We start from the raw sequence: 18,909 nt of genomic DNA, 5'->3' as shown, positions 1-18,909 counted from the left end.
TTTTACGCTAATTGCTTTGTATGGTTTGCGCTAAGCGCTTTAAGCCTAACGCCCTTAAAGCAAAACGATTGGGGTCTAATGCGGATAACAGTGAACATTCAACAGGCGCGGGTTCATTGCAAATAAGACCTGCAATTATCTCTGCACAAATTGGCGCGTTCACTAAACCCTTAGCGCCATGCCCAGCATTAATATACAAGCCCTTAAGCCAAGTCAGGCTCTCAGGCGAGGCATTGTAGCGTGGTGGCTTGTCTTGTAACTGGGCAATATCTAAAACCGCACCTGCAAGTGGCAAATAATCACTTGTCGTTGCTCGAATCGCTGCACGGCCTTTTAAGGTGTTGACCTTATAGCGATCTTGGTTCCAATTTGGCGCTAACGATTTCAGCATATTAAGATTGCTTTCATGGTCAGTTTCTCTGATGTCAATGTTGTGATCATTCGGTGAAAATGTAGCACCTAAACAATGGTAGCCTTGTCTTGCTGGACTCAAGTAGCCATCGGCGCATATCACCGTTTTAAGGGTATCTGAGTCGCCAATTGTAGGCAGTAAAGAAATTTGCCCTCGCACAGCCTGCATCTCGCAATGTCTCGTTTGTTGAAACTGCTGTGCGTCGGTTGCGTTAGCGATAATCAGGTTTGTCGCCTCGCAGAGCACTTCGTTTTGAGAAAGTACTTGCCAGCCCTCGGCTGTTTTTTTAAGCGTTAGCACTTCGGTGTTCGTTTGTTTTTTGATATTAGAATGCTGAGTCAACGCTTCACAAAAAGCGGCAGGATTTAACCAGCCAGCTTGCGGTATAAACATGCCATCATGCGCAACATCAATGCCTGACAATGCTAATGTATTTAGCTTGCTAGTGGATTGAACCAATTCAGGATATTCATTGATAACGGATGTAATTCTTTTGTGCTCTCGATCATTAAATGCTAATTGCAAAACCCCGCACGGTTGATAATTCTCATCATCAATTTTAATATTTTCCAGCATTCCTAAGGTATATAAAAAGCCCTGTAAAGCAAGGGTGTTAAGGGGCGTTTCACCTCCCGTTAGTCTGGGATATAACACACCAAGTGGATTGCCTGACGCTTCCTGCGCAAGCTTTGGGTGTCTTTCTATTAGCGTGACTTGGTAGCCTCGACGTGCCATTGCTTCTGCGCTGGTTGCCCCGGAGAGACCGCCGCCAATGACGATAACGCTTTTTGCGTCAGCGGCAGGTTGATCGCACGCGCCTTGATATTGCCCGAAAAGCATTTCACGTTTTTTACCAAATCCTGGCGCTTTTGATACCTGAAAGCCAGCATCTCGTAAGCCGCGTCTAATATCACCAGCACTGGTGAAAGTTGCAAATGTGGTTTCTGAATGCGCGTGTTTGGCCATCTCTTCGAATAATGAGGCTTGCCACATGTCAGGATTTTTAGCGGGCGAGAACCCATCTAGAAACCAGGCATCCACGAGGTTTTTGAATTTAGGCAACGTCACGTTTATATCACCAACTAATAAGGTCAGTGTGACGCGTCCATCATCAAAGAGGATTCTATGCCATGATTTAGAGATGAATGGGTACTGGCTAAGGAGCTTGTCAGTGAAGTGTTTAAGTTCAGGCCAAGCCGATAGTGCCTTTTGCAGATCATGAATGCTGAGCGGAGTTTTCTCAGTACTCACAAAATGTAATCTTGCGGATTTAGGCGCCGTTTCTCGCCAAAGTTTCCAAGCACAAAGAAAATTTAGGCCAGTACCAAAACCAGTTTCGAAAATAGTGAAATGCCCTTGCGACGAGCTTTCCGCTAAGCTTTTCCAGCGAGATTGGAGCTGATTGTGCGCTAAAAACACATAATGCGTTTCATCTAGACCGCTATCGGTGGAAAAGTAAACGTCACCATAATCAAGTGAGTAGGGCTGATGATTGTGCCATTCAAGATTTGCTTGGTGTGGTTGCATTGTTAATAGTTTAATGGATTTCTTTCGCTTATGACGGTAGTCATGCCTTATACCAATCTGTACACTCATGTTTTATTCAAAATACTTGTGATTAATCATGCGTGATATCAAAAAAACAGGCAGTTTTTATGCGGCACTATTGAGTGCTAGCTTGTTGGCGGCTTGCAGTAGCATTCAACAATATGATGTCACGACAAACAAGATCATTAACTCGGTAAATCAGTCAGGTGCAACTCAAGATTGGCCGAGTTTTGGGCGAGATTATGCCAATAAACGCTTTTCAGAAAATGCACAAATTAATCGTGAAAACGTCCAGCATTTAAGCATAGCTTGGCAGTATGAGAGCGGGTTAAAAGCAGCGTTTCAGGCAACACCAATTGTCCTGGATGGTGTGATGTACGTTTCACTTCCTTTTAATCATGTCGTTGCTTTGGATGGCAAAACGGGCAAAGAGTTATGGCGCTATAAGCATGATCGACGCACGGATTGGAATATGTGCTGTGGACCAGCTAACCGTGGCGTAGCGGTAGGGTATGGGAAAGTATTCATTGGTACGGTGGATGCGCGTGTGATCGCGTTGGATGCGAAAACAGGTCAGAAGCTGTGGGATATTAATGCCGTTGAAGCCGATGTCGTTACTGAAGGACAGGACTCACTTAATAAAAATGATCCTAACAAAACAGCCAAAACCACAGGTGGGACAGGCGTTGGCATGGCGATGGCGCCTGTGGTTTATAAAGGCAAAGTCATCATAGGGATTACTGGCGTTGGTTACGGTTTACATATCGACAATCCTCGCTCAGATGCACCGCTTGGTGCTGTGATTGGTGTAACAGGGCGTTATGGTCGTCCTGGGTTTTTAGCAGCTTTTGATGTGAATACAGGTAAGCGCGTTTGGCAATTCGATACCATCCCCGACAAAGGCTGGGAGGGTACATTTAAAGAAACAACGGCCGATGGCATTTCACTCAATCGCAATACGGATGCTGAAAAAGCAGCGTTAGCTAAGTTCCCTGATTCAGCGCGTTTTGGGGGTGGTTCTGCTTGGAGTACGCCGGTAATTGATCCTCATTTAGGACTTTTATACTTCGGTACAGGTAATCCATCGCCGCAGATGAACGATGTCTCTCGTCCTGGGGATAATCTTTACACCGTTTCTTTGGTGGCGTTAGATGCTGATTCTGGCAAGTTGCGGTGGTATTACCAACAAGTGCCACATGATGTTTGGGGTTATGACATCGCTAGCGCGCCCATTTTGTTTAACTACAAAAAAGACGGCAAGACCATTGAGGCTGTTGGTCAAGCAAGTAAACTCGGCTGGTTCTTTGTGAACGATCGTAAAACAGGCGCACTTTTAATGAAGTCTGAGGCATTTGTTCCGCAAAAAAATCTGTTTGCTAAAGCAACGTTTGAAGGCGTGACCCTGTATCCGGGAATCTTAGGCGGTTCTAATTGGTCGCCAGCGGCGATTGATGAATCGACTCAACATGCTTTTGTTGCAGCCATTCATGCGCCAATTAAATACACGCTTCATGAAACACCCGGCAAGGACGGCGCTGCACCTATTCGCTATGCGGCTTCAGAGCCGGCTGATGAGCCACGTTGGGGTGTGCTGTCTGCAATCAACCTTAAAACAGGCAAGATTGCTTGGCAGAACAAAACCGAACAACCGCTCGTTGGCGGTGTGTTAGCTACTGCTGGGGGCTTAGTGTTTACAGGTGAGGGTAATGGCCATTTTAATGCTTACGATCTAAGTAACGGGAAGCTACTTTGGCAGGCAGCTAATGAGTATGGCGTGAATGCACCGCCAATCACCTACCAAATCGATGGTGAACAGTATATCGCCGTAGCTGCTGGCGGGAGTTCTATTTTTGGGTACAAGCAAGGTGACCGCTTGTTGGTGTATAAGCTCAAGCACTAAGTTATGGTATCTTTTGCTTAATAGGATATTGATAGAAAGCGATCGTAATGATCAAGAAGCGCTATGTTTTCGTTATTGCATTTTTAGTGGCTGCTTACGCGCATGCAGAAGAAAAGCTCACTGTATTTGCCGCAGCAAGTTTAACTAATGCATTAACTGAGGTTGACGCGCAGTATGAGAAAGCGACTGGCATCAAAGTCGTCCATTCTTTTGCGGCTTCCTCCGCGCTTGCTAAACAGATTGAGAATGGTGCGCCAGCAGATATTTTTATCTCTGCTGACTTGAAATGGATGGATTATCTTCAAGATAAATCCTTGATTAACAAAGCAACCAGAAGAGATCTTTTGGGAAATGCCCTTGTGCTGATTGCTCCTAAAGGAAAAGCCTTTGCAGTGAAGTTTGATAAAAGCTTCGATATATCAAAAGCATTTGATGGCAGACTTTGTACTGGCGATACAGAGTCTGTTCCAGTAGGTATTTACGCAAAAGAGGCGTTGACTAACCTTGGTTGGTGGAAAGATTTAAAATCTAGAGTTGTCGGTACGCAAGATGTAAGAGGCGCTTTAGCCTTTGTAGAGCGTGGTGAGTGTTTGGCCGGTATTGTTTATGAAACCGATGCAAAAATATCAACCAAGGTTGATTTACTTGGTGCGTTTCCAGAAGTTAGTCATAGCCAAGTTGTTTATCCTGTCGCAGCGATTGCCAACACTAAAGACAATGTAAAAGGCTATCTCAATTATCTACAATCTCAAGACTCGCTAAATGTATTTAAAAAATATGGCTTTACCATCAACCCTAAGCAATAAGGCCCGTCAGTGATAGATAGTTCTTTTTTTGTTTTGTCTCATGCTGAAATTCAAACCCTGGTTTTATCTGTCAAGGTGGCAACATTTTGCACCTTATTGATTTGCGTGCCTGCAACTGCGGTTGCTTGGCTGCTAGCAAAAAAAGAGTTTGTCGGCAAATCGCTTTTGGATGGCCTAGTCCATATTCCCTTAATCCTTCCTCCGGTTGTGCCTGGCTTTCTTTTACTACTACTTTTTGGTAATCAAGGATTGATTGGCAAATGGCTACATGAAACATTCGGCATCACCATTGCTTTCACATGGTTTGGTGCTGTAATCGCCTCTGCTGTTATGGCATTTCCGCTCATCGTCCGGTCTATCAGGCTTGCGATAAGCCAAGTTGACGCCAAACTTGAAGTGGCTGCACAATCGCTAGGCGCGCATCCATTTAAGGTGTTCTTGACCATTACTTTGCCAATGGCTATTCCAGGGGTGATTACGGGGCTGATTCTTGCATTCAGTCGAAGCCTTGGTGAGTTTGGCGCAACAATTACCTTTGTAGGCAATATAGAAGGAGAGACGCGCACCTTGCCACTCGCTATCTATACATACACACAAACACCCAGCGGGGATTTGGTTGCAATGCGATTGGTATTGCTGAGTGTTTTGATTGCACTTTCCGCCATTGTGCTTAGTAACTTCTTGGAGCGTAAAGCAGCCCAAAAAATAGGGTGCGTTCAGTAATGTTGGAAATTGATATTCATTTTCAGCGAGGTGATTTTGAACTTAACTTTAAGGAGCATTTTGGCGAGCCTGTTGTGGGACTGTTTGGCGCGTCTGGCGTTGGAAAAAGCACACTGCTTAGCTTAATTGCTGGTTTTTTAAGTCCAAGTGCTGGTTTGATTAAGCTTGATGGTGTCGTCTTGTTTGATAGCAATCAATCCATCAATTTAGCGCCACATCAAAGACGTATTGCAACAGTATTTCAAGATGGGCGATTATTCCCCCATCTGAATGTCAAAGATAATCTCTTGTATGGTTTTAAATTTACCCCAGAAGCCGATAGGCATATCGATTTCTCAAGCGTTGTTGCATTGTTAGATATTGAGGGTTTAATCTTAAAACGAGCCCATGAATTATCTGGTGGCGAGGCTCAGCGGGTTGCGCTTGGGAGAGCTTTGCTGATGTCACCCAAACTTCTTTTATTGGATGAACCTTTGTCATCTTTAGATGTTCGTCTCAAGCAGCAAATACTGCCGTTTCTGAAGCGCATTAAAGATGAAGTGAACATTCCCATGATTTATGTAAGCCATGATATTCAGGAAGTTAATTTTATTAGCGATAGGGTTTGCCAATTAGGTGATCAACTAGGTTAGCAAGTCCAGAGAAGTGGGTGAAGTGCTGATAAACAAAAAAGCCGCTATCGTTTGATAGCGGCTTTTTCTTGTGTGGCGTCCCCACGGGGATTCGAACCCCGGTCGCCTCCGTGAAAGGGAGGTGTCCTAGGCCTCTAGACGATGGGGACATAGAGGTCATTACTATACTTAAAAACTCTGCTTATTTAAACTTTAAATCAGCAAATAAATTCTTTTCTTTTAGATATTGCCGAGGTCTTTTGGTGGAGGTAAGCGGGATCGAACCGCTGACCTCTTGCATGCCATGCAAGCGCTCTCCCAGCTGAGCTATACCCCCGACAAACCTTAAACATCAAGACCTGCGAAAAGAGGCGCCATATTAATGACGCTAGACTTTCTTGTCAACGACTTTCGTCGTTTTGTACTGACATTATTAACCGCGAATGTTTGAGTTAGGTGCAAACTGAGTTAAATCAACACGTGGTTGAGGGGTCCAGCCTGCTTTGCGATGTTCAGCAATCACGTTAGTGAATACACCGCCGCGAACATAAAACTTGGCCGTTAAGCGCATAAATTTGGGGGATGTGGCAGCAACAAGGTCATCTAAGATCCGGTTAGTCACTGCTTCATGAAAGCAGCCTTCATCACGAAATGACCACGTGTAGAGTTTTAAACTTTTCAATTCCACGCAAAGTTGATCTGGAATGTAATCCAAATAAAGTACTGCAAAATCAGGTTGGCCAGTTTTTGGGCATAAACACGTAAATTCTGGAATTTCCATGTGAATGTGAAAATCACGATTAGGATTTGGATTCTCAAAGGTTTCTAATTCTTTGGTTGGTTGTGCGGTTGGTTTGCCGCCTAGGGATTGAGTGTTTGTCATGTTAGAAGTCGGGCTTTTAGCTTGAAAAAACGTTATTATACTGTTTAACAAAGCTTACTTAAAAATAATCCTAATTTTGCGTTTAACCCATCTAAAACTTGCCGGCTTTAAATCCTTTGTAGATCCCACGACACTGCACATTCATGGGCAGCGAGTGGGTGTTGTCGGCCCCAATGGCTGTGGTAAATCTAATGTCATGGAGTCAGTCCGTTGGGTGCTAGGTGAGTCTAGTGCCAAAGAGTTGCGTGGCGACTCTATGGATGCGGTCATTTTTAATGGATCAGGCAATCGCAAAGCAATATCAAGAGCTAGTGTGGAGCTGGTTTTTGACAATAGCCTTGGTGATGCAAGTGGTTCGTGGTCGCAATATGCTGAAATTGCCGTTAAGCGTGTCATTGAGCGCGATAAAGGCTCTACTTATTACATCAACAATACCGCTGTGCGCCGCCGCGATGTTGCTGACTTATTTCTCGGCACAGGTCTTGGTGGTCGCGCTTATGCAATTATTGGCCAAAATACGATTTCCCGAATTGTTGAAGCTAAACCCGAGGAGCTACGTGTTTTCTTAGAGGAAGCTGCAGGCATTTCAAAATACAAAGAACGTCGCCGCGAAACTGAGCTACGTTTGCGCGATACCAGAGAAAATTTAACCCGCGTTGAAGACATCCGTCTTGAAATGGATAAGCAAATCACTCGGCTGGAGTCTCAAGCGGTAGTGACAGAGCAATACCACCGCCTTCAACAAGCATTAAAGCACGCTCAGGGCCAGCTTTGGCTGCTTCGCAAGCGTGATGCAAGCGCCTCATGGGAAAAGACCCAGAGAGCCGTAGAAAAGCTGGTGAATGATTTGGAAAGCCAAATGGCGGCTTTGCGAAAAACCGAAAGTCTTTTGGAGAGTCTCAGGCAGCAACATTACGCCAGCACCGAAGCCGTGCAAGTTGCACAAACGCAATATTATGAAACCAATGCGGAAGTTTCTAATTTAGAAACACAAGTGAAACATACACAAGAAGCGCGTGACAGACTTAATTTACAGCTTGAGCAAACGGTTGAGCAGGCACTTAAATCAGATAAACATCGCGTTGATTTGGAAGCGCACTTGGCACAACTAAGTCGCGAAGCCGCGACTGCCGAAGCGCAAGTTGCAGAGTCTACAGAAGCGTTAAATCGCTGTCAGGCTGCTTTTCCAGAGGCGGAACGCGCCCATGCATCTTCTCAAAAGGCTCATGCAGAGGCGCAGCGTGGATTGAGTGAAGCCGAACAAAGTATACGATTAGAGTCTACTAACATAGAGCATTTAAGTCGCTCTATTCTTGATACATCGCAACGCCTTGATAGGTTGATGCTTGAGCAGGGCAGCCTAGCGTTACCGAATGAGGAAGAATTAACCGTAAAACAAGCGCAGTTAAGCGAATGGCAGGCGGCTAGTGAAAAGCTTAATTCGGAGCTAGTTAAATTAAAAAGCCAAGAGCAATCACAAGCTGAATCCATTAAATCCATGCGTGAGCAGCAATTGGCACAAGAGCGTACTTTGGCGCAAATTGATGCGCAAATTGCTTCCTTGTCAAAAATTCAGCAGTCTTTGGGGCATGAGGCAAAGTTAGATGCTTGGCTAAGCAGTCATCAGCTAAGTGGTGCAGCACGTATCTGGCAGCAAGTCGACATTAAAAAAGGTTGGGAAGTTGCACTGGAAGCCGTGTTGGGGTCTCGCCTAAATGCTTTAATTAATCAAACGGCAGGCAAGCTTACCCCTGATATTAGACCGCCATCTGCTTTGGTGATTGCGGAAGCAACAGGTTCGGCATCAACAGCGTCAACAAGTAAGCACGCATGGAAAGCGATGCGTGACATTGTTGATGTTCGCGATAATCGTATCGCTGGCCTCGTTGAGGATTGGTTGGATGGCGTGTATTTGCTTGAGGAAGGCACCAGTGCTGATCTTGAACGCAAAAAATTGAGTGCGCGCGAATGTTTGGTGAATGCTCAAGGGGATGTTTATTCACGCCATAGCTTGTCTATTTACGCTGCTCAGTCTGCCATGCATGGTGTGCTTGAGCGCCAGCGTGAGCTTGATGAGTTGAATAATAAACAACCAGAGTATCAAGTACAGCTTGCATCTGGGCTTGAAGCGCTTGCATCACAAGAGCAAGCTTTACAGCAAACAAGGCAGTCGCATGCGGAGCAACAGCAGGCGATAAGTAAGCTTACGCAGAATCAGCATGCTTTGCAGATCGAATTGCAAGGGCTTAACCAACAACGACAGCACGTCATTGATAGGCGCAATGCGATTCAAGTAGATTTAGTTCAATTGCAACAGTGCTTGGTGACATTAAATGACGAGCAGAATACCAAGCAAAATGCTGTGATACTCGCTCGCGCATCATTATCTGATTTACAGGCCAGGCGAGAGCAGACTTTTAATGCAAGGCAGCGCGCCGAACTGAGTTTGAATGAATGTCGCAATCAATTACAAACTGCTGAAAAGTCATTACAAGAAAAAGTATTCAATAAAAAATTAATATTAAATAGTATTAATGAGTTAAATAATAAAATAAATCTTATTTCTGAAGAAAAAATTGCCCTAGCTAATAAGAAAAAAGAAGCAGAAGCGCTTTTAGATGCTGCCAAAATGGAAGGGTTGAGGGCCAATCTAGAAGCTGCTATTAACTTAAAGCAAACGCGTGAAGTGGCGCTTGCTGCTGCGCGTGATGCAATGGCCAGCGCTGAAAATGAACTGCAGACCAATGAGCGGAACCGTATGCAGAACGAGCAGGTGTTGCATCCACTCCGTGACAAGCTAGAACAAGCCCGACTTCAAGAGCAACAAGCACGCTTACACTTTGAGCAATGCCAGGCAGAATTGGTGAGTGTTGGAATTGATGAAGCGACATTAGCCCATGAACTCAGCGCAAGCGCTAAAATCGCTGATTTTGAAACCCGCGTAGATAGCCTAAGTCTTGAAATCGAGGGATTGGGCGCGGTCAACTTAGCGGCAATTCAAGAGTTAAACAACGAACGCGAGCGTAAAACTTATTTAGATAGCCAAGCTGCAGATTTGGAAGAGGCGATTAATACGCTGGAAGATGCTATTCGCCGCATTGATAAAGAAACGCGCACACGCCTTCAGCATACGTTTGATGAGGCCAATCGACATTTTGGCGAGCTATTTCAAGATTTGTTTGGTGGCGGGCAAGCTAGGCTTGAGCTATTAGGTGATGAAATCCTTGATACTGGCATGCAAGTATTTGCTCAGCCGCCTGGTAAAAAGAACAGCACGATTCATTTGCTATCAGGCGGTGAAAAGGCGCTGACCGCTTTAGCGCTGGTTTTTGCTTTGTTTAAGCTTAATCCGGCGCCATTCTGTTTGATGGATGAGGTGGATGCGCCACTGGATGACAGTAATACGGATAGATTCTGTGCGATGGTGAAAAAAATGTCTGAGCGAACACAGTTTTTATTCGTGAGTCATAATAAAATCACCATGGAAATGGCACAGCAATTAGTAGGCGTAACGATGCAAGAGTCTGGCGTTTCTAGAGTCGTGGAAGTTGACATGGAAGCGGCGATGCAAATGAACCACGAGTTGTTTCTATAAAAAAGCTTACTGTCCTTAATGGGAATATCAATTGAATAAACTGAATGACTTAACAACTTCACTTTTGGCCATCGGTATAGGGCTTATTGTCCTGGTTATCCTATTTAATTGGTGGCAAGAGCGAAAGATTCGAAAAGCTGCTGAAAAGCAATTTTCAAAGCCACAAGATGATTTACTGATGAATGGCGTTGAATTTGCGGATGCACTTGATCCTTTTGAGGAGTCAGCCGTCTTAATTGAGTCCTCGACTAAAATCAAGGATGTCGTTGATCGATATGATGCAAGTGATGTTCATTTGCCTGATGAAGTTGAATTTAAGATCGATTTAAGCGGTAGTGATATTGATGATGAACTGACGGAAAAAGTCATTAGTGAAGACCCACCCCTTGAAGACTTAAGTGATGGGTTATCTCCTGAGTTGGACAGGGAGTTACTTATTGAAAATGAAGTAAGTAACGTGACGACAATATCAACCAATGCTTTGCCCGACAGGGTAAGCAGAGACGTTGATTTGGTGGCTTTATTCTTTCTACCAAACCAAGTAAGTGGAGAGCGTTTACGTCAATTTTTAATTGAATTGGTTAATTTAGATAAGCCTATTTTTGCTTATGGTTTTGATGCAGCACAAACTTGGCACTCATTAACCCTTGAGCAATCATCATTTGAATTTAATAAAGCAGTCTTTAGCCTGCAGTTGGCTGATCGAGCCGGATCAGTTTCTGGTGAGACGCTGGAGCGGTTTAAACAGTCGGTATCTGAAATAGCTTATGAATTAAGTGCACAGGTAGAGTGGATAGGTCCTCATGACCCACTTGCATTTGCAAAAGAGTTGGATGCATTCTGTTTGGAAGTTGACCAAACAGTTGGTTTTCATATTATTAATGGCGCGGGCGGTAGATTTACTGGGACTAAATTTAGAGGACTTGCAGAAACTCATCAACTCCATCTCAAGGACGATGGCGGGTTTTATGCGCATACTCCCAGTGGGCAAGCTGTTTTTAAACTTGTGAATATGGAAAACAACCCCTTCACTATGGATATGTTGAAATCTGTTGCCCTTAAGGGGGTTACATTTCAAATGGAAATTGCGCTCGCTGAAAATTGCACCGAAACTTTTAATCGCATGGTTCTGATGGCAAAGAACATGGCGAGTGCTTTATCTGCAACAGTTGTTGATGATCATCAGCGAGAACTCAGCGACGTTAAAATTGAAAAAATTAGACAGCAGTTGAGATTAATACAAGTACAAATGACTGTAAAAGGAATACCGCCCGGCAGTCCAGTAGCCCTGCGATTGTTCGTGTAGTTTCTGCCCATGACAACAGATCAGCAAGCGTCTATTCAGGGTGGACTTTTTGGCGAGGAGCCATTAACTGCCAAGCCTGCGGATGAGGCTAGAATTTCTCAGATACGCGATTTCATTCGCTTGTATGATTTTCAGTACTACGTACAAGATGCGCCCACCGTTAGTGATAATGAATATGACGGTCTATTCCGAGAGCTTCAAGCGTTAGAAGCTAAACATCCAAATTTAGTCACACCTGATTCACCAACGCAGCGAGTTGGCGGTTCGCCAGTAAAGGCTTTCAGCAGCATTACGCATCGTGTTGCCATGCTTTCTCTTAATAATGCATTTGGTGATGATGAGCTAAATGCCTTTGATAAGCGTGTTCGAGAAGGTTTAGGCATAAACCAAGTTGAATATGCCGTCGAGCCCAAGTTTGATGGTCTTGCAATTACGCTTACTTACGAAAATGGCTATTTTACCCAAGGGGCCACTCGTGGTGATGGTTACACCGGCGAGGATGTGACTCATAATCTCAAGACGATTCGGAGTATTCCGCAGCGACTAAACATTCAAAACCCACCTAAGCTTCTTGAAGTGCGTGGAGAGGTGTTAATGTTTAAATCAGATTTTGAATTCCTCAATCAACAACAAATAACACGTGGCGACAAAGTTTTTGCCAATCCTCGTAACGCAGCCGCTGGCAGCCTCCGTCAGCTTGATCCAAACATTACAGCAACGCGTCCACTTTCATTTTTTGCATATGGTCTAGGCGCAAGTGAGGGGGTGCCTCATTTGTTAACGCATAGCGCTTGCATGGATTATTTAGAGAGCCTTCGTCTGCCTGTGTGTGATTTGAGGGCTGTGGTGAGCGGGGCTGGTGGACTTTCGGGGTTTTTTGAAAAAGTTGGCGCCCTTAGATCAGCATTAGCTTATGACATCGATGGTGTCGTTTATAAAGTTAACTCATTGGCATATCAGAATGAGTTAGGATTTGTTTCGAGGGCGCCACGTTGGGCGATTGCTCACAAGTTTCCTGCAGAAGAGGCGCTAACAGTTGTTGAAGGCATTGATGTTCAAGTGGGTCGCACAGGTGCAATTACCCCAGTTGCCAGGCTAAAGCCAGTGTTTGTAGGTGGAGTGACAGTGACTAATGCGACGCTTCACAACGAAGATGAAATGCGCCGTAAAGATGTTCGCATCGGTGATACTGTCAGTATCAGAAGAGCAGGGGATGTGATTCCTGAGGTGGTCAGTGTGATGCTGAATATGCGTCCATCCAATGCATTAATATTTACCATGCCCTCGAACTGCCCAGTTTGCGGCTCTCATATCAGTCGTCAAGAAGATGAGGCTGTCGCGCGTTGCACTGGGGGCATATCTTGCAAGGCGCAAAGAAAACAAGCCATGATTCATTTTGCTTCACGCAAGGCCATGGATATTGAGGGCTTTGGAGATAAATTAGTGGATCAGCTTGTTGATGGGGATTTGGCCAATAATCTAGCGGATATTTATCGTCTAGATTTTAATACACTCGCTAGTCTTGATCGCATGGCAGAAAAGTCTGCACAAAACATTTTAGATGCGCTAATTAAGAGTAAAAAAACAACGCTCGCCCGTTTCATTTATGCCTTAGGGATTCGAAATGTTGGCGAGGCGACGGCCAAGGATTTGGCTCGTTATTTTGGTAGCGTTGAGGCTATCCAAAATGCCGATGTTGATCAGTTGCAACAAGTGCCAGATGTAGGACCTATTGTGGCAGAATCAATCGTTAATTTCTTTGCTGAACAGCACAACAGGGAGGTGATTGCTAGCCTTGTCAAGCCAGCAGAGGAGGGTGGTTCGGGTATTCATTGGGATGCTGTGATCGCACAATCAGGGGCTTCAGGTGTATTGTCAGGAAAAACACTTGTGTTAACAGGATCGCTTCCAACACTTGGTCGAGAGGATGCTAAAGCGTTGATTGAAAAAGCAGGAGGTAAGGTGAGTGGTAGCGTATCGAAAAAAACTGATTTTGTTGTCGCTGGGGCCGATGCTGGAAGTAAGCTAGCCAAAGCACAGGAGCTAAATGTTAATGTGATTGATGAAACTGATTTATTACGCCTGTTGTCCGAACAATAGATATTTTTTTCTTAGGGATTGAAATGCGTTTTTTACTAATAAGTGCGTTATTACTCAGCTTTTTCCATGCAACAGTATTTGCTGAAGAATTAGAGGTAAATAAAAAAATAGCTGAATGTAATCAGATGGTAAAAGATGGGGTGCCAGAAAAGGCTTTAGTGATGATCAATCAGATGCTAAAGAAAACATCAAAGAGTCGTGATCTTATTTTATGTAAAGCACGTGCACATATGGCACTAGAGCAATTTGCTGAAGCGGTGACTAGTTTAACTGCGGTTGATCAACTATCTAATAACCAAAATGATCATATGATGTCTCTTGCAATGTTAGGGAATGCTTATAAAGGTAATCGTCAGTTTGATCAGGCTGCCATTAGTTATCAGCAAGCAATGGATATTGCTAAAGCACAAAAGAATAAAAGCTTTGAGCGTATCGGCTTTGGATTGTTAGGTGAGCTGCAGTTACTCAATCAACAATACGATGAGGCTATTTTGAGTTATCAATCTGCGCTGAAATTAGCGCTGAATGATAGTGAGCGAGCTGATGCGTATGAACATATTGCTAAAATTTATAACCAACAACAAAAGCACAATCAAGCGATTGATTTTCAGCTCAAAGCCACACTTGCTTACACTAAATATGGTGATTTAGATGACAAAGCCAATGCGGGGCTAGAACTAGGTCGTATCTACATGGAAGCAGGGGAGTTCGAGCAAGCTGAGCGTACAATTAAAAAAATTAACCAGATGGCCCTAGATAATGGTGGCGCTTACTGGGAAGTGAAAAGCAATTTATATCTAGCTAAGCTTAAACTGGCTACTCATCAAATGGAGTCAGCAAAAAAACTGCTTGAGGATGCACAAAAACTTAATCAAGAAGTAGGGGATTCCACCCTCTCGGAGTCAATTTCTATGGCATTGAGTCAACTATCCAAGTAAATTGATGAACAACTTCGTGATTTTCGGTAATTTCTCTTTGATTGTCACGACTAAGTCATCATGAATACGCATAAGGCGACGATATGTTAATCATTCAAAAATCTGATGTTATTCCCTCAGAGATCACTACTAAAGAAAATTTTGAAAATCGCAGAACCTTTATCAAGGCCGCTGGCGCATCTTTGGTCACTGCAAGCGGCATTTTCACGGGTTTAATTCATCATTCAGCTCAGGCATTGCCTAATAAACAAAAAATTAGTGGCTATGTGAAAACTAAGTTTGGTGCAGATGAAAAGCTAACGCCATATGATGACGTCACAACTTATAACAATTATTACGAGTTCGGCACCGGTAAGAGTGAGCCGGCTATTGAATCTAAGTTGTTTAAACCTTCCCCTTGGACGCTCTCTATAGAAGGTGCTGTTAAAAAGAACAAACAAATTGGCATAGAAGATCTGTTTAAACTTTCGCCTCTAGAAGAGCGAATTTATAGGATGCGATGTGTTGAGGGGTGGTCCATGGTGATTCCATGGATAGGGTTGCCTTTGTCAAAATTGATCCAGTGGGCTGAACCGACAGCTAACGCCAAGTTCGTTGAGTTTATATCGCTATCCGATGATCGTATGATGCCTGGACAGCGTATCCAGGTATTAGATTGGCCTTACGTTGAAGGGTTGCGTATGGATGAAGCAATGAATCCACTGACGATTATGGCATTGGGCATGTATGGTGAAGTCTTGCCCAATCAGAATGGTGCACCTTTGCGTCTTGTAGTGCCTTGGAAGTACGGGTTTAAAGGTTCAAAGGCGATTGTGAAGATAAGATTTACAGAAACAATGCCTAAAACATCATGGGTGAAAGCAGGGCCAAGCGAATATGGTTTTTATGCGAATGTTAATCCAAATGTAGATCATCCCAGATGGACTCAGTCTTCTGAACGTCGTATAGGTGGCGGATTATTTACGCCGCGCATCAAGACACAAATGTTCAATGGCTATGCAGAGCAAGTAGGTCAACTCTATTCCGGAATGGATTTAAGCAAAAACTTTTAATCTAAAATGAGAGAAAATATCAATAAAATATTGATGTATAAATATAAAAAAATAATATTTATATTATCTCTCATTCCGATTTTCAGGCTTATTTATTTTGGATTTCATGATCAACTAGGCGCGAATCCTGTAGAGTTTATTGAGCGCTCGACCGGCACTTGGGCGTTAGTATTTTTACTGCTTTCCCTCAGCATGACACCATTAAGGCTGTTGACTAGGTCTAACAATTTTATTTTATACAGACGCATGCTTGGTTTATTAATGTTCTTTTATGCTTGCCTTCATGTCATTACCTATCTTTGGCTTGATCATTTTTTCGATTTTGATGAAATTTTTAAGGATATCTATAAGCATCCTTATGTTTTGGTTGGATTTTCAGCCTTTATACTCAGCGTCCCATTGGCCATTACTTCAACTCAGTCAATGATGAAGCGTTTAGGTAGGCGTTGGAAGATTCTCCATCGTGCCGTCTACCTGATTGCTCTGTTGGCCGTATTGCATTTTCTATGGTTGGTCAAAAAAGATCACACTGAGCCGTTGGTATACGGTGTGATGTTATTTTTGCTTATGTTTATTCGGTTTGGCTACAAGTATCTGCATCGAATTGCTTTCACTAGGGGATAGTTACTAAATTATTGTTTGTCACGATAATTTACCTATAATGTATATTTAACATAATATACATTATGCGAAGTTAATAATCATTTAAAGAGGCTGACAATGATGTCAGCCTCTTTAAATGATGCTTTGTTACGTTTATTTGTTATTGAAAAAAGCCACATTCATGCAGCGACCGTTAACAAAAGTAAGTTCTGTAAACTTATATGTTTTGTTTGGTGCATAGCTTACCTTGTTATTGTAGTACCACATTTCTACGTTCACTGGTTTTGATGACTCTTTACCCTTGCCTGCAATCATTGCATTGGCATTGGTCGGTTTTACAGACTGTTCTTTTTTATCTGGCGTACCAAGTTTCTCCAAAATCACTTTGTTTGATTTTCCGTTAAAGTTTCTGAGAAACTCTTCTTCGTTAAAAGTTGATTTTGCAGCATAAACATTCAAGCTAACTAAGGCTAACAACATAGAAGCGATAAATGATTTTTTATTAAGTGTCATGGTAATTCCTATATTTAATCTATTTGTTAATTTCTGCTATTTTATTACAAATCATGAGGCTAAAAATTTAATTTTAACCCATCGAACGCGACATGAATATGATCAGGAAGCTCAGTACTCAGCTTGTCGTAATCGATATCATGCGTCATATGGATTAGATAAGTATCTAAAGCATTTATCTTACCTGCAAAAGCAAGGCTTTGTTCCACATTAATATGGGTATAGTGCGGTGTATATCTTAGACAATCTAACATCAGGATATCTAAGTTTTTTAGCAACGACATTGATGATGCAGGGATGTCAGATACATCCGTTAAGTAGGCCATATTACCAATTCGGTAACCCAAGATATCACTATAACCATGTTTTACTGGAATCGGCGTGATGGTGAGACCGAACAACTCGAAAGGCCCTGTTATAGGGTTAAGACTCAACACTGGCAAATCCCAAAAATCACCTGCAGGGCGAATTGCGTACCCAAATTTATCTTGAATATGTTGCATCGCATCGGATTTACCATACAAGGGAATTTGTTTTTTTTGAATTTGGCAAAATGCGCGTAAGTCATCAATTCCATGTAGATGGTCAGCGTGCGTATGGGTGTAAAGAACCGCGTCTGCGCGCGTGAGTTCAGCTCTTAATGATTGCGCACGAAGGTCAGGGCCAGTATCAATCAAAATAACATCACCTTGATCCGTCATAATGGCAGCAGAGCATCTTAAACGTTTATTTTTCGGATTATTTGAGCGACAAGTTTGACACTGACAACCAATCACAGGCGTTCCAGCGCTTGAGCCAACACCAAGCATCATTAACTGCAAGGCACTGCCTTTTTAAATAAAGTGAAGAAGTTTTCTGTGCTCGCTTGCATCACTTCGTCTAAAGAGATGCCACGAAGTCTAGCCACCTCCTCTGCAACATGCTTTACGTATGCAGGCTGATTCGTTTTGCCACGATAAGGGACAGGTGCCAAATAAGGGGAATCTGTCTCCACCAAGATTCTATCTAGGGGGACATGTTGAGCAACCTCTTTCAAGGCGTTCGCATTTTTGAAGGTAACGATGCCAGAAAATGAAATGTAAAACCCCAACGCTATCGAGCGCATTGCAACATCAAGACTTTCAGTGAAGCAGTGCATCACGCCGCCAACCTTGTATGCTTGCTCCTCTTTCATAATGCGCAAAGTATCTTCAGCAGAAGCGCGAGTATGGATCACTAAGGGAAGACCAACTTCAACAGCCGCCTGAATATGGGTACGAAACCGATCGCGCTGCCACTCTAAATCACCAGTTAGCCTAAAGTAATCAAGACCAGTTTCACCAATTGCAACTACTTTTGGATGTTGTGCGAGGTTTACCAGAGTTTCACGCGTAAATGGCGGTTCACTCTCATAATCTGGATGCACACCAACGGATGCAAAAAAATTTGGATATTGATCCGCAAGCGCTAGAACTTGCGGAAAGTCTTTTAGCGTCACGGATATACAAAGTGCGTGCCCTACTCCATTTTCGGCCATGGCATTTCGAACAGCATCAATATTTTCAGCCAGTTCAGGGAAGTTTAAATGGCAATGCGAATCAACTAACATAGTGTTGATAGGATGTAAGTGGGATGATGAGCATGCAGAGATTCGCCTAATAGCGCCTCGATTTTTACTTTTGATAGCCTACCACCTGTATGAGGATTGAACTGAACGCCAACACCCTGTGGTTTGCCATTTTGCGCGATAGGATTGAGCCCAACAAGTTTTCCAGCAACGTTAGTTTTTTCAGTGTCTTCCGATAAGTTCAACATCATCAATCTCTTATCACTCATTTTATATACTTCAGTCGTTGTAATAAACAAGCTACCATCATTAACGAAGGACCCATAGGCTAAGTATAAAGAAGGGTTTTCTTTAATAGCTAAAGAAAGGACTC

Annotated in this window: 16 protein-coding genes and 2 tRNA genes; 10 read left to right on the top strand and 8 right to left on the bottom strand. The window is 43.3% G+C overall.

Annotation, left to right across the window (positions count from 1 at the left end; all coding sequences use genetic code 11):
• Positions 1-7 precede the first annotated feature (7 nt).
• Positions 8-1,939, bottom strand: coding sequence for a bifunctional tRNA (5-methylaminomethyl-2-thiouridine)(34)-methyltransferase MnmC2/FAD-dependent 5-carboxymethylaminomethyl-2-thiouridine(34) oxidoreductase MnmC1 (gene mnmC, locus BN1209_RS04470; protein WP_045751133.1), 1,932 nt, complete (start codon positions 1,937-1,939; stop codon positions 8-10).
• A 97-nt stretch (positions 1,940-2,036) separates the two neighbouring features.
• On the opposite strand from mnmC, the gene BN1209_RS04465 reads away from it, so the two are divergent.
• Genes BN1209_RS04465 through BN1209_RS04450 form a run of 4 tightly spaced genes read left to right on the top strand, consistent with a single transcriptional unit; the run spans position 2,037 to position 6,021 of the window.
• Positions 2,037-3,860: a pyrroloquinoline quinone-dependent dehydrogenase gene (locus BN1209_RS04465; RefSeq protein ID WP_082048392.1), complete on the top strand. Its 1,824-nt coding sequence runs from the start codon at positions 2,037-2,039 to the stop codon at positions 3,858-3,860.
• Positions 3,861-3,907: 47 nt separating this feature from the next.
• Complete coding sequence (gene modA / locus BN1209_RS04460) at positions 3,908-4,666, top strand: molybdate ABC transporter substrate-binding protein (protein ID WP_045751132.1); 759 nt, start codon at positions 3,908-3,910, stop codon at positions 4,664-4,666.
• Between the two features lie 12 nt (positions 4,667-4,678).
• Positions 4,679-5,389: a molybdate ABC transporter permease subunit gene (gene modB / locus BN1209_RS04455; RefSeq protein WP_045751965.1), complete on the top strand. Its 711-nt coding sequence runs from the start codon at positions 4,679-4,681 to the stop codon at positions 5,387-5,389.
• Positions 5,389-6,021, top strand: a complete 633-nt coding sequence (locus BN1209_RS04450; protein WP_045751131.1) for an ATP-binding cassette domain-containing protein — start codon at positions 5,389-5,391, stop codon at positions 6,019-6,021. The genes modB and BN1209_RS04450 overlap by 1 nt, the downstream gene beginning before the upstream one ends.
• A 73-nt stretch (positions 6,022-6,094) precedes the next feature.
• Here the strand turns inward: BN1209_RS04450 and BN1209_RS04445 are convergent.
• From BN1209_RS04445 to queF, 3 genes are all read right to left on the bottom strand, one after another.
• Positions 6,095-6,170: transfer RNA gene (locus BN1209_RS04445), tRNA-Glu, on the bottom strand.
• Positions 6,171-6,261: 91 nt separating this feature from the next.
• Positions 6,262-6,337, bottom strand: a tRNA-Ala gene (locus tag BN1209_RS04440).
• Positions 6,338-6,433: 96 nt separating this feature from the next.
• Entirely contained in the window at positions 6,434-6,883 is a 450-nt protein-coding gene (gene queF, locus BN1209_RS04435) for a preQ(1) synthase (RefSeq protein ID WP_045751130.1), read from the bottom strand.
• A gap of 76 nt (positions 6,884-6,959) precedes the next feature.
• On the opposite strand from queF, the gene smc reads away from it, so the two are divergent.
• The 6 genes from smc to BN1209_RS04405 all read left to right on the top strand — a co-directional run bounded on the left by smc (position 6,960) and on the right by BN1209_RS04405 (position 16,498).
• A complete protein-coding gene (gene smc, locus BN1209_RS04430) occupies positions 6,960-10,478 on the top strand; it encodes a chromosome segregation protein SMC (RefSeq protein ID WP_045751129.1) in 3,519 nt (1,172 codons plus the stop codon).
• A gap of 31 nt (positions 10,479-10,509) precedes the next feature.
• On the top strand, positions 10,510-11,784 hold the full coding sequence (locus tag BN1209_RS04425; protein WP_052661091.1) for a cell division protein ZipA C-terminal FtsZ-binding domain-containing protein: 1,275 nt from the start codon (positions 10,510-10,512) through the stop codon (positions 11,782-11,784).
• 9 nt (positions 11,785-11,793) lie between these two features.
• Positions 11,794-13,884, top strand: a complete 2,091-nt coding sequence (ligA, locus tag BN1209_RS04420; protein ID WP_052661090.1) for an NAD-dependent DNA ligase LigA — start codon at positions 11,794-11,796, stop codon at positions 13,882-13,884.
• A gap of 23 nt (positions 13,885-13,907) precedes the next feature.
• Positions 13,908-14,822 (top strand): tetratricopeptide repeat protein, encoded by a 915-nt coding sequence (locus BN1209_RS04415; RefSeq protein WP_045751128.1) that lies wholly within the window; start codon positions 13,908-13,910, stop codon positions 14,820-14,822.
• Between the two features lie 83 nt (positions 14,823-14,905).
• The gene (msrP, locus tag BN1209_RS04410; protein ID WP_045751127.1) at positions 14,906-15,874 is read left to right on the top strand and encodes a protein-methionine-sulfoxide reductase catalytic subunit MsrP; all 969 of its coding nucleotides are present in this window, start codon (positions 14,906-14,908) and stop codon (positions 15,872-15,874) included.
• Positions 15,875-15,880: 6 nt separating this feature from the next.
• Positions 15,881-16,498, top strand: a complete 618-nt coding sequence (locus tag BN1209_RS04405; RefSeq protein ID WP_045751126.1) for a protein-methionine-sulfoxide reductase heme-binding subunit MsrQ — start codon at positions 15,881-15,883, stop codon at positions 16,496-16,498.
• Between the two features lie 132 nt (positions 16,499-16,630).
• Here the strand turns inward: BN1209_RS04405 and BN1209_RS04400 are convergent, their stop codons facing one another.
• Genes BN1209_RS04400 through BN1209_RS09120 form a run of 4 tightly spaced genes read right to left on the bottom strand, consistent with a single transcriptional unit; the run spans position 16,631 to position 18,805 of the window.
• Positions 16,631-16,990 carry a hypothetical protein gene (locus BN1209_RS04400; protein ID WP_045751125.1) on the bottom strand — a complete coding sequence of 120 codons (360 nt, stop codon included), beginning with the start codon at positions 16,988-16,990 and terminating at the stop codon, positions 16,631-16,633.
• A 59-nt stretch (positions 16,991-17,049) separates the two neighbouring features.
• Positions 17,050-17,811 (bottom strand): MBL fold metallo-hydrolase, encoded by a 762-nt coding sequence (locus BN1209_RS04395; protein ID WP_045751124.1) that lies wholly within the window; start codon positions 17,809-17,811, stop codon positions 17,050-17,052.
• Entirely contained in the window at positions 17,802-18,578 is a 777-nt protein-coding gene (locus BN1209_RS04390) for a TatD family hydrolase (RefSeq protein WP_045751123.1), read from the bottom strand. Before BN1209_RS04390 ends, BN1209_RS04395 begins: the two co-directional genes overlap by 10 nt.
• Positions 18,572-18,805, bottom strand: coding sequence for a PilZ domain-containing protein (locus BN1209_RS09120; RefSeq protein WP_171816498.1), 234 nt, complete (start codon positions 18,803-18,805; stop codon positions 18,572-18,574). The genes BN1209_RS04390 and BN1209_RS09120 overlap by 7 nt, the downstream gene beginning before the upstream one ends.
• Positions 18,806-18,909 lie beyond the last annotated feature (104 nt).

The organism is Candidatus Methylopumilus turicensis (assembly GCF_000953015.1).
GTDB lineage: Bacteria > Pseudomonadota > Gammaproteobacteria > Burkholderiales > Methylophilaceae > Methylopumilus_A > Methylopumilus_A turicensis.
The sequence above is the reverse complement of the archived record's forward strand: the minus strand, read 5'-3'. Positions and strand labels throughout refer to the sequence as shown.

Bases quoted from the DNA above. Each gene is read 5' to 3' on its own strand.
- BN1209_RS09120 (WP_171816498.1), bottom strand. From the start codon at position 18,805: ATGAGTGATAAGAGATTGATGATGTTGAACTTATCGGAAGACACTGAA.
- BN1209_RS04450 (WP_045751131.1), top strand. From the start codon at position 5,389: ATGTTGGAAATTGATATTCATTTTCAGCGAGGTGATTTTGAACTTAAC.
- BN1209_RS04390 (WP_045751123.1), bottom strand. From the start codon at position 18,578: ATGTTAGTTGATTCGCATTGCCATTTAAACTTCCCTGAACTGGCTGAA.
- queF (WP_045751130.1), bottom strand. From the start codon at position 6,883: ATGACAAACACTCAATCCCTAGGCGGCAAACCAACCGCACAACCAACC.
- modA (WP_045751132.1), top strand. From the start codon at position 3,908: ATGATCAAGAAGCGCTATGTTTTCGTTATTGCATTTTTAGTGGCTGCT.
- BN1209_RS04405 (WP_045751126.1), top strand. From the start codon at position 15,881: ATGAGAGAAAATATCAATAAAATATTGATGTATAAATATAAAAAAATA.
- ligA (WP_052661090.1), top strand. From the start codon at position 11,794: ATGACAACAGATCAGCAAGCGTCTATTCAGGGTGGACTTTTTGGCGAG.
- BN1209_RS04415 (WP_045751128.1), top strand. From the start codon at position 13,908: ATGCGTTTTTTACTAATAAGTGCGTTATTACTCAGCTTTTTCCATGCA.
- msrP (WP_045751127.1), top strand. From the start codon at position 14,906: ATGTTAATCATTCAAAAATCTGATGTTATTCCCTCAGAGATCACTACT.
- mnmC (WP_045751133.1), bottom strand. From the start codon at position 1,939: ATGCAACCACACCAAGCAAATCTTGAATGGCACAATCATCAGCCCTAC.
- BN1209_RS04400 (WP_045751125.1), bottom strand. From the start codon at position 16,990: ATGACACTTAATAAAAAATCATTTATCGCTTCTATGTTGTTAGCCTTA.
- BN1209_RS04465 (WP_082048392.1), top strand. From the start codon at position 2,037: ATGCGTGATATCAAAAAAACAGGCAGTTTTTATGCGGCACTATTGAGT.